We start from the raw sequence: 7321 nt of genomic DNA on the forward strand, positions 1-7321 counted from the left end.
GGTGCAATAATGGCAAGATACACAGAATCTACATGTAAATTGTGCCGTAGGGAAGGCATGAAATTATTTTTGAAAGGCGATAAATGCTATACTGAAAAATGTCCTTTTGCGAGAAGGCCGTATGCTCCTGGGCAACATGGACAAAACAAGAAGAAGCTTACAAACTATGGTACACAGTTGAGGGAAAAACAAAAATTAAGAAGGTATTATGGAGTTCTGGAGAGACAATTCGAAAGGTATTTTGAAGAAGCAGAGAGAATGAAGGGTATTACAGGTGATAATTTGTTGCAGCTTCTTGAGAGAAGACTTGATAATGTAGTTTACAGATTGTCAATAGCATCTTCAAGGGCACAAGCAAGGCAATTTGTATCACATGGTCACATTCTTGTTAATGGCAAGAAGGTCGATATACCTTCATATTTAGTAAAAGCTGGAGATGTAGTATCTGTAAAAGACAGCAGCAAATCATTAGATGTCATTAAGAATAATGTAGAGGCTTCTACTAATATACCTGATTGGTTAGATTTCAATAAGGATTCATTAGAGGGTAAAGTTTTATCTCTGCCAACAAGAGAGCATATAGATTTGCCAATTGAAGAGCACTTGATTGTTGAATTGTATTCAAGGTAATAATCGGTTACCCTCGTAAGATTAAAAAAAGGAGGGTTTAAATGGTGATTGAAATAGAAAAGCCAAAAATTGAGATAGTGGAGCAATCCAATGATGACACGTATGCTAAGTTTGTCATTGAACCACTTGAACGTGGTTATGGAATAACACTTGGCAACTCTTTGCGCCGTATGCTTTTATCGTCACTTCCAGGTGCCGCAGCAAAGACGATAAAAATAGATGGGGTACTGCATGAATTTTCTACAGTACCAGGCGTAAAGGAGGACGTTACTGAGATAATACTTAATTTAAAAGAGTTGGCAGTGAAATTATATACAGACGAACCAAAGATAGTTAGAATTGAAGCAGAAGGCAAAGGAGAAGTCACGGCGGGAGATATAATATCTGACGGTGATGTTGAAATAATGAATCCAGATCTTCATATTGCTACGCTTAGCGATAATGGCAAGTTGAACATGGAGATTGAGTTAGTCAAAGGCAAAGGATATGTTCCATCAGATAAGAATAAAGAACCGAATCAGCCGATAGGCATCATTCCGGTTGACTCCATATTTACTCCAGTTAAAAAAGTAAGCTATAGCGTAGAAAATACGCGTGTTGGTCAGGTTACAGATTATGACAAGCTTACAATGGAAGTATGGACAAATGGAACAATAAGTCCTAAAGAAGCTATAAGCTTAGCTGCAAAAATACTGATCGATCATTTTAACTTGTTTACTTCATTTGCAGACAATTATAACGATATGGAAGTTTTGGTTGAGAAGTCAGAGAAAAAGACGGATAAACCGCTTGATATGACGATCGAAGAACTTGATCTTTCTGTACGGTCATACAACTGCCTTAAAAGAGCAGGAATTAATACTGTCCAAGATTTAGTTCAAAAGACTGAAGAAGAAATGATGAAAGTTAGAAATCTCGGCAAGAAATCATTAGTTGAAGTCGAACAAAAGCTGAAAGCTTTAGGACTATCATTGCAAAAGAGTGAAGAGTAAGGAGGGCAGATAATGGGTTACAGAAAATTAGGTCGACCACATGACCAAAGAAGAGCTATGTTGAGAAACCTTACAACCAGCTTTTTAAACTATGGAAGAATCCAAACTACAGAAGCTAGAGCCAAAGAAGTAAGAAGCATAGCTGAAAAGATGATTACTCTTGGAAAAAGGGGCGATTTGCACTCAAGAAGACAAGCTTTGGCTTATTTAACTGATGAGACAGTGGTAAAAAAATTATTTGATGAGATTGCTCCAAAATATTCAGAAAGAAATGGCGGGTACACAAGAATATTGAAACTTGGTCCTCGTAGAGGCGATGCGGCTCCGCTGGTTATCTTAGAACTTATTTAGGCTCAAAAGGGGTTAAGTTAGACAAAACTTAACTCCTATTTTAATAGTTTGCCAATTAGTTTTGGTCTTTAAAGAAGGTGGTCGTTTGAAAAAAATAATTGCGGTGAAAGACCTTACATTTGTTTATGATGCCGGTAGTGACGAAAACAGCAAAAAGATAGTATTGAATGGCTTGAATATAGACATTGATGAAGGAAAGTTTATTGCGATTATCGGTCATAATGGGTCAGGAAAATCAACTCTAGCAAAACATTTCAATGCGCTTTTGATTCCAACAGAAGGCGATGTATACGTCAATGGAATGAATACAAAAGACACATCTCATTTATGGGATATAAGGCAGACAGCAGGCATGGTATTTCAAAATCCAGACAATCAGTTAGTAGCAACGATTGTTGAAGAAGATGTGGCTTTTGGGCCTGAGAACCTTGGAATAGATCCAAAAGAAATTCGAGAAAGAGTGGATTTTGCATTAAATGCAGTTGATATGTATAAATACAGAGAATTTGCTCCGCACATGCTTTCGGGAGGCCAAAAACAGAGGATAGCCATTGCAGGAGTCATAGCAATGAAACCACAATGTATAATATTAGATGAGCCTACGGCTATGTTGGATCCAAAGGGCAGAAAAGAAGTCATAAATACGATACAGAAGCTTAATAGAGAAAATGGAATCACCATCATATTGATTACACACTATATGGAAGAAGCTGTACTTGCCGACAGAGTAATTGTGATGGATAATGGTAAAATTGCATTGGATGGAACACCTAAAGATGTATTTAAAGAAGTAAAAATTCTTAAAGATCTGGGTCTCGATGTCCCCCAAGTTACAGAGTTAGCTTATAAGTTAAAGCAAGAGGGGATAGATATTCCTACAGAAATATTAACTGTAGATGAGATGGTGAGGTTTATATGTCAATACAAGTAGAAAATATTTCTTTCGTATACAATGAAGGCACGCCGTTTGAATCTGTTGCACTAAAAGATGTGAGCTTTACAGTCGATGATAACGAATTTGTTGGAATAATAGGACATACAGGCTCTGGTAAATCTACCCTCATTCAGCATTTGAATGGTCTTTTAAAACCAACTTCAGGCAGGATCATTGTGAATGGCATTGACATAACAACGAAAAAAGATTTAAAAGACATTAGAAAAGAAGTAGGTATTGTATTTCAATACCCTGAGCATCAACTTTTTGAAGAAACAATATACAAGGACATTGCCTTTGGGCCATCAAATTTAGGTCTTTCAGACGATGAAATAGAAAAAAGAGTATATGATGCTATGAAGATAGTAGGGCTTGATATAAAAATAAAAGACATGTCTCCATTTGAATTATCAGGTGGAGAAAGAAGACGAGTAGCAATTGCGGGAGTATTGTCTATGATGCCAAAAATTTTGATATTAGATGAGCCAACTGCAGGGCTTGACCCAAGAGGTCGCGACGAAATTCTGTATCAAATAAAGCAGATTCACCAAATGTACAAAATGACTACGATACTTGTCTCACACAGTATGGAAGACATAGCAAAATTGGTGAACAAAATCATTGTAATGCACGATGGCACAGTTTCGTTGATAGGTACTCCTAAAGAAGTTTTTAAACATGTAGAAGAACTTGAGAAGATAGGGCTTGGTGTGCCGCAAATTACCTATCTTGTAAGAGAATTAAGGAAAAATGGAATAGATCTTCCTGATGACATTTTGACAGTTGATGAAGCCAAGAAATATATATTGGAGTACCTTAGGGGTGTTGATAATGCTTAAAAATATAACTATCGGTCAATATATACCTGGCAATACATTCATACACCGTTTAGATCCCAGAGTAAAAATAATATTATCCGTAGTATTCATTATTTTGCTATTTATAATCACAAAGTTTTCTGGCTATATTTTTATTCTGTTATTTTTGCTATTAAGCGTATTTGTTTCAAAAATACCATTAAGTTATATCTTTAAAGGGTTAAAGCCAATTCTCGTGATTTTAATATTGACTGTTGGATTGAATGTATTTTTTACTCCCGGTGGAACATACCTTGCGTCAATAGGTCCGCTTAAGATAACTTCAAATGGAGTAAGATTAGCTTTATTTATGGGACTAAGGCTTATATTTTTGATAGTTGGCACATCGCTCTTGACATTGACGACATCCCCGATTGCCCTTACAGATGGAATAGAAAACCTCTTAACGCCATTTAAATCTATTGGATTACCTGCCCACGAATTAGCAATGATGATGACAATAGCACTGAGATTCATACCGACACTGCTTGAAGAAACAGATAAAATAATGAAAGCTCAGATGGCCAGAGGTGCCGACTTTGAAAGTGGCAATTTAGTCAAAAGAGCTAAAAATTTGATTCCGCTATTGGTGCCTTTATTCATCAGCGCTTTTAGGAGAGCTGATGAACTCGCAGTGGCAATGGAAGCAAGGTGCTATAGAGGTGGATTCAATAGGACAAAGTTAAAACAATTAAAAGTAAGCAATAGAGATTACGTAGCAATTTTGTTGACAGTGATTCTCGTGGGAATAATAATATGGAATAGATTTTGGCCATGGTGATAGCTAAATGAGAAACATAGTTTTGGTTATAGAATACGACGGAACAAATTATCATGGATGGCAGATCCAGAAAAACGCTGTTACAGTTCAAGAAGTCATAACGAAGGCGATAAAAAAAATAACATCAGAGGATGTAAACTTGATTGGTTCCAGCAGGACAGATGCTGGAGTTCATGCCCTAAATCAAGTTGCCAACTTCATATCTAACTGTAATATACCTTTATCAAAAATGCCTAATGCATTAAATAGTGTGCTTCCAAAAGACATAGTTATTAAAAATGCTTATGAGGCAGATATGGACTTTCATTCCAGATATTCTGCCAAAGGTAAAAGGTATAAATACATCATATACAACAGAAAATTTAATTCACCTATATATAGAAATTATAGCTGGCACATAAGCAATGAATTGGATTTAGATAAAATGGTTGAATCATTGACGTATTTAAAAGGGACACACGATTTTTCAGCCTTTAAAGCCAGTGGAAGCAGTGTAAAAGATTCTATAAGAACAGTAAGAGATATTTCACTTAGAAAAAATGATTTTAATGTAGAGTTTGAGATTGAAGCGGATGGATTTTTATACAATATGGTCAGAATAATCGTAGGAACGATTGTTGATGTGGGGCTAGGGAAGATTAACCCTATTCACGTCAAAGAAATTTTAGAATCAAAAGATCGATGCATGGCGGGGAAAACTGCACCACCACAAGGATTGTTTTTAACTAAAATATACTATTGACATGGGTGGTGCTGTGGATTAAAATTATATTATGTAAAATTATGCCCCGTTTATTGAAGATATGTTACTTAAGTATAAGTTTCTTAAGGAGGTAAAATATAGTGAAGTCATTCATGCCAAAAAAGAATGAAGTGGAAAGAAAATGGTATGTCATAGATGCCGAAGGAAAAGTGTTAGGCAGATTAGCTAGCCAAGTTGCAAAGATTTTGTCTGGTAAAAATAAACCGATATATTCACCCAGCGTTGATACAGGTGATTTTGTGATAATTGTCAATGCAGACAAAGTCGTATTGACGGGCAAAAAATTAGAGCAAAAGTACTTTAAATATTACACAGGGCATCCTGGTGGACTTAAATTAATACAGTACAAGACTTTAATGAGGACAAAACCTGAAAAAGCTATCATGAGAGCTGTAAAAGGAATGCTTCCTAAAAACAAATTAGGAAGACAAATGATAAAAAAATTAAAAGTTTATACTGGTCCTGAACATAAGCATGCAGCACAGAAACCAGAGAAACTTGACATATAAGGAGGGAATAGGTAATGGCTGCTATCCAATTTTTTGGTACAGGTAGGAGAAAAACATCTGTTGCACGTGTTAGATTAGTCCCAGGGAAAGGCAACATAATAATAAATGGTAGATCTCTTGACGACTATTTCGGATTGGATACTTTAAAATACACGGTCAGACAACCACTTATTTTAACTGAAAATATCGATAAATTTGATGTAATTGCTAAAGTTGAAGGCGGTGGATTATCAGGCCAAGCTGGTGCAATTAGATTAGGTATTACAAGAGCATTAATGAAGGCTGACAATGAATTAAGACCGATTCTTAAGAAGGCTGGATTTGTGACAAGAGATCCAAGGATGAAAGAGAGAAAGAAATACGGTCTCAAGAAAGCAAGAAAAGCACCACAATTTTCAAAGAGATAAAAAGAGCGCTATATGCGCTTTTTTTTGTCATTTAAAATTAAAATAATGAAGAAAAAAGAAGCAAATTAATGAAATCTTAAAATATATTCATATAATAACCGAAAAACGCGTATTTTGAAGGTAAAAAATATTTGATATAAGCTAATTAATATGATATATTAATACCTGTCACTGCGAGTGCAAAAGAAAAGAAAAAAGCAGTTGACAGAGAGAAGATAATGTGGTAAGATAGACGATGTCGCGATAAGCGGCGAGGGAAATGAACCTTGAAAACCGAACAGTGAGATATAAGAGCAAAGGATATAAACATGAGAGTTTGATCCTGGCTCAGGACGAACGCTGGCGGCGTGCCTAACACATGCAAGTCGAGCGATCCGGCACTCAACTAAGCGCTTACAGAAAAAAAGACAGAAAAGAAAGATAAAGCAAAAAGAGAGAAAAATGAGTAAACGCGGAGTTGAGTGCCGGATAGCGGCGGACGGGTGAGTAACGCGTGGACAATCTACCCTGTAGACTGGGATAACACCTCGAAAGGGGTGCTAATACCGGATAATGTCAAATGATGGCATCATCATTTGAAGAAAGGAGAAATCCGCTATAGGATGAGTCCGCGTCCCATTAGCTAGTTGGTGGGGTAAAAGCCCACCAAGGCGACGATGGGTAGCCGGCCTGAGAGGGTGAACGGCCACACTGGAACTGAGACACGGTCCAGACTCCTACGGGAGGCAGCAGTGGGGAATATTGTGCAATGGGGGAAACCCTGACACAGCGACGCCGCGTGAGCGAAGAAGGCCTTCGGGTCGTAAAGCTCAATAGTATGGGAAGATAATGACGGTACCATACGAAAGCCCCGGCTAACTACGTGCCAGCAGCCGCGGTAATACGTAGGGGGCGAGCGTTGTCCGGAATTACTGGGCGTAAAGAGCACGTAGGCGGCTATAAAAGTCAGATGTGAAAAACCTGGGCTCAACCGAGGGTATGCATCTGAAACTAAATAGCTTGAGTCAAGGAGAGGAGAGCGGAATTCCTGGTGTAGCGGTGAAATGCGTAGAGATCAGGAAGAATACCAGTGGCGAAAGCGGCTCTCTGGACTTGAA

9 protein-coding genes and 1 rRNA gene (1 of these 10 running past the window's edge) are annotated in these 7321 nt (G+C 37.4%); all 10 read left to right on the forward strand.

From position 1 onward, the window contains the following. Positions 1 to 9: 9 nt before the first annotated feature. A complete protein-coding gene (gene rpsD, locus ACZ42G_RS02200; RefSeq protein WP_085113696.1) occupies positions 10 to 630 on the forward strand; it encodes a 30S ribosomal protein S4 in 621 nt (206 codons plus the stop codon). A gap of 41 nt (positions 631 to 671) precedes the next feature. After that, on the forward strand, positions 672 to 1622 hold the full coding sequence (locus ACZ42G_RS02205; RefSeq protein WP_013787173.1) for a DNA-directed RNA polymerase subunit alpha: 951 nt from the start codon (positions 672 to 674) through the stop codon (positions 1620 to 1622). A gap of 12 nt (positions 1623 to 1634) precedes the next feature. Further along, positions 1635 to 1973, forward strand: a complete 339-nt coding sequence (gene rplQ, locus ACZ42G_RS02210; protein ID WP_013787174.1) for a 50S ribosomal protein L17 — start codon at positions 1635 to 1637, stop codon at positions 1971 to 1973. Positions 1974 to 2058: 85 nt separating this feature from the next. Next, positions 2059 to 2904, forward strand: coding sequence for an energy-coupling factor transporter ATPase (locus ACZ42G_RS02215; RefSeq protein ID WP_464851177.1), 846 nt, complete (start codon positions 2059 to 2061; stop codon positions 2902 to 2904). Next, positions 2889 to 3746 carry an energy-coupling factor transporter ATPase gene (locus tag ACZ42G_RS02220; RefSeq protein ID WP_085113694.1) on the forward strand — a complete coding sequence of 286 codons (858 nt, stop codon included), beginning with the start codon at positions 2889 to 2891 and terminating at the stop codon, positions 3744 to 3746. The genes ACZ42G_RS02215 and ACZ42G_RS02220 overlap by 16 nt, the downstream gene beginning before the upstream one ends. Then, a complete protein-coding gene (locus ACZ42G_RS02225) occupies positions 3739 to 4545 on the forward strand; it encodes an energy-coupling factor transporter transmembrane component T family protein (protein WP_085113693.1) in 807 nt (268 codons plus the stop codon). The genes ACZ42G_RS02220 and ACZ42G_RS02225 overlap by 8 nt, the downstream gene beginning before the upstream one ends. Positions 4546 to 4552: 7 nt before the next feature. Beyond that, positions 4553 to 5287: a tRNA pseudouridine(38-40) synthase TruA gene (gene truA, locus ACZ42G_RS02230; RefSeq protein WP_085113692.1), complete on the forward strand. Its 735-nt coding sequence runs from the start codon at positions 4553 to 4555 to the stop codon at positions 5285 to 5287. Positions 5288 to 5388: 101 nt separating this feature from the next. Then, on the forward strand, positions 5389 to 5817 hold the full coding sequence (gene rplM, locus ACZ42G_RS02235; RefSeq protein WP_085113691.1) for a 50S ribosomal protein L13: 429 nt from the start codon (positions 5389 to 5391) through the stop codon (positions 5815 to 5817). A gap of 14 nt (positions 5818 to 5831) precedes the next feature. Further along, positions 5832 to 6224, forward strand: a complete 393-nt coding sequence (gene rpsI / locus ACZ42G_RS02240) for a 30S ribosomal protein S9 (protein ID WP_013787180.1) — start codon at positions 5832 to 5834, stop codon at positions 6222 to 6224. 304 nt (positions 6225 to 6528) lie between these two features. After that, positions 6529 to 7321, forward strand: a 16S ribosomal RNA gene (locus tag ACZ42G_RS02245) (it continues 793 nt past the right edge of the window).

This window comes from Thermoanaerobacterium calidifontis, assembly GCF_055381745.1.

Excerpts from the sequence above, each read along its gene's own strand:
- rpsD (WP_085113696.1), top strand. The coding sequence starts at position 10 with ATGGCAAGATACACAGAATCTACATGTAAATTGTGCCGTAGGGAAGGC.
- ACZ42G_RS02205 (WP_013787173.1), top strand. The coding sequence starts at position 672 with ATGGTGATTGAAATAGAAAAGCCAAAAATTGAGATAGTGGAGCAATCC.
- rplQ (WP_013787174.1), top strand. The coding sequence starts at position 1,635 with ATGGGTTACAGAAAATTAGGTCGACCACATGACCAAAGAAGAGCTATG.
- ACZ42G_RS02220 (WP_085113694.1), top strand. The coding sequence starts at position 2,889 with ATGTCAATACAAGTAGAAAATATTTCTTTCGTATACAATGAAGGCACG.
- ACZ42G_RS02225 (WP_085113693.1), top strand. The coding sequence starts at position 3,739 with ATGCTTAAAAATATAACTATCGGTCAATATATACCTGGCAATACATTC.
- truA (WP_085113692.1), top strand. The coding sequence starts at position 4,553 with ATGAGAAACATAGTTTTGGTTATAGAATACGACGGAACAAATTATCAT.
- rpsI (WP_013787180.1), top strand. The coding sequence starts at position 5,832 with ATGGCTGCTATCCAATTTTTTGGTACAGGTAGGAGAAAAACATCTGTT.